Genomic DNA, 2,500 nt, shown 5'->3' with positions numbered 1-2,500 from the left:
ATGGAGGGACGGAGAAGGTTAGGTCTACCGGGCGTTGGTTGCCCCGGGGAAAGGCGGTAGGTTTGGATCTTAGGCAAATCCGGGATCCTTTAAGACCGAGCACCGAGACGAGTCCATTAGGACGAAGTGACTGATACCACGCTTCCAGGAAAAGCTCCTAAGCTTCAGCTTACGCAGACCGTACCGTAAACCGACACAGGTGGGCAGGATGAGAATTCTCAGGCGCTTGAGAGAACTCGGGTGAAGGAACTAGGCAACATGGCACCGTAACTTCGGGAGAAGGTGCACCCCTTTTGGTGGCCCATGCGGGCTATAGCTGAGAGGGGTCGCAGTGACCAGGCCGCTGCGACTGTTTATCAAAAACACAGCACTCTGCAAACACGAAAGTGGACGTATAGGGTGTGACGCCTGCCCGGTGCTGGAAGGTTAATTGATGGGGTTAGCCGCAAGGCGAAGCTCTTGATCGAAGCCCCAGTAAACGGCGGCCGTAACTATAACGGTCCTAAGGTAGCGAAATTCCTTGTCGGGTAAGTTCCGACCTGCACGAATGGCGTAACGACAGCGGCGCTGTCTCCACCCGAGACTCAGTGAAATTGAAATCGCTGTGAAGATGCAGCGTTCCCGTGGCAAGACGGAAAGACCCCGTGAACCTTTACTATAGCTTTACATTGAACGTTGAGTTCGTCTGTGTAGGATAGGTGGGAGGCTATGAAACCGAGGCGCTAGCTTCGGTGGAGCCATCCTTGAAATACCACCCTGATGTGCTTGACGTTCTAACCTAGGTCCGTAATCCGGATCGGGGACCATGTATGGTGGGTAGTTTGACTGGGGCGGTCTCCTCCCAAAGTGTAACGGAGGAGCACGAAGGTACGCTCAGCGCGGTCGGACATCGCGCACTGTGTGCAAAGGCATAAGCGTGCTTGACTGCAAGATCGACGGATCAAGCAGGTACGAAAGTAGGTCTTAGTGATCCGGTGGTTCTGTATGGAAGGGCCATCGCTCAACGGATAAAAGGTACTCCGGGGATAACAGGCTGATACCGCCCAAGAGTTCATATCGACGGCGGTGTTTGGCACCTCGATGTCGGCTCATCACATCCTGGGGCTGTAGTCGGTCCCAAGGGTATGGCTGTTCGCCATTTAAAGTGGTACGCGAGCTGGGTTCAGAACGTCGTGAGACAGTTCGGTCCCTATCTGCCATGGGCGTTGGAGATTTGAGAGGGGCTGCTCCTAGTACGAGAGGACCGGAGTGGACGAACCTCTGGTGTTCCGGTTATCACGCCAGTGGTATTGCCGGGTAGCTACGTTCGGAAGCGATAACCGCTGAAAGCATCTAAGCGGGAAGCGCGCCTCAAGATGAGATCTCCCGGGAGCTTGACTCCCCTAAAGGAACCATCAAGACCAGGTGGTTGATAGGCAGGGTGTGTAAGTACAGCAATGTATTGAGCTAACCTGTACTAATGATCCGTGTGGCTTGACCATATAACCTCAAGTGGCCTTGGACTCGACGACACGTCGACTTCGCCAGGACCCTCGCTACGTCCCAACCCAATGAGAGCGTGAGCGCGATCAATCCCACCCGGGATCCGCGACCCTCCACCCTCTCCCTGGTGAACATAGCTGTGTGGAACCACCCGATCCCATCCCGAACTCGGAAGTGAAACGCACACGCGCCGATGGTAGTGTGGCCTAAGCCATGCAAGAGTAGGTCATCGCCAGGGGCTTTACCCCAAAACCCCCGAGCCAACAGGCTCGGGGGTTTTCTTTTGACCGGCGGTCGGGCACGGCGGTGTTTTCGCGCGAGCTGCGGCCGGGATCGGTCGCCCGGTGGTCCGCGAACCGGCTCCTGCGGCGCTCGGTCTAGGTACAGCGCCCCGGTCCCGTGCTCGCCATGGAGTCCGGAACTCGAGTGAAAGGTCCGGTCTACGAGCGCCGCCGTAGGGCGTACTCGTTCGCTTCTGGTGGTCGGACGATGCTAGCGCGCGTCCCTGCTTGGAGCAGTTGAACAGCCGCTCCCTTTACCTTTCTGCGGCTGCCGGGGCCCGGAATTGATTGCTCGACCTTTACCGCCACCGGGACCCGCGGGGTAGGCTTGAGTTAGGTGCTGCTCGAACAGCAGCGATCCGTCTAGGCGCCTCGAGTCGACGCACAAGGCGGTGGTGCCGCCAGCGATCGACCGGGGTCGTTGCCCCGCGGGCCGTTAGATGGCCCATGGTTGCTGCGGGCCGGACCGCGGGTGGACCGCGGGCGCAAAACGTGGGGTCTTTGGACGTCCTTGCCAGCTAGGGAGATTCGGCGTAAGAGGCTCTGCCGGCCGGCCGTGTTCGCGCTGAGTGGCCTCCCGCTTGCGTCCGCGACCAGCTGGTCCGCGCGGTACTGCTGCCGGGATAAATGGCGCCGGAGGTTGACGATCCGCCCGCTTGCCCGCGCTCAGCGGTCCAAGGCCGTGTAAGTGACGACCATCACGTCGCGATACGCGGGAAGCGACGGGTCGAACGCCT

2 rRNA genes (1 of these 2 cut by a window edge) are annotated in these 2,500 nt (G+C 59.0%); both read left to right on the top strand.

The window, feature by feature from the left end:
* Positions 1-1,481, top strand: a 23S ribosomal RNA gene (locus tag ACFFGH_RS34090); it begins 1,399 nt to the left of the window's first position.
* Positions 1,482-1,605: 124 nt separating this feature from the next.
* Positions 1,606-1,720, top strand: a 5S ribosomal RNA gene (gene rrf, locus ACFFGH_RS34085).
* Positions 1,721-2,500: the final 780 nt, after the last annotated feature.

Source organism: Lysobacter korlensis, assembly GCF_042434515.1.
The sequence above is the reverse complement of the archived record's forward strand: the minus strand, read 5'-3'. Positions and strand labels throughout refer to the sequence as shown.